The organism is Pseudomonas typographi (genome assembly GCF_014694385.1).
GTDB lineage: Bacteria > Pseudomonadota > Gammaproteobacteria > Pseudomonadales > Pseudomonadaceae > Aquipseudomonas > Aquipseudomonas typographi.
Window position 1 is genome coordinate 1 of the sequence record NZ_JAAOCA010000204.1, and the last position, 228, is coordinate 228.

General features: G+C 64.0%; 1 protein-coding gene. It reads left to right on the forward strand.

Annotated elements, in window-relative coordinates; all coding sequences use genetic code 11:
- Window positions 1–11 precede the first annotated feature (11 nt).
- The coding region (locus HAQ05_RS29765; protein ID WP_420825807.1) for an SOS response-associated peptidase family protein at window positions 12–228 on the forward strand (217 nt) is incomplete at its 3' end.

Below are 228 nucleotides of genomic sequence, written 5' to 3' on the forward strand. Positions count from 1 at the left end.
AGGTGGCAGCCGTGTGTGGAAGATTTGTCCAAGATCGAAGCCTGGCCGATTACGTGGACTGGCTTGGCAGCAGGCCGGCCAGCGGCTATGACGCCGTACCGCTGGAGCGGTACAACATCGCCCCCACGGCGCTGGTGAGCGTGTTCAGCAATCACCCGGACGGCCTGCTGATCTCGGCTATCAAATGGGGCTGGCAACCGCACTGGGCTACCGGCAAGCGCCCACCAC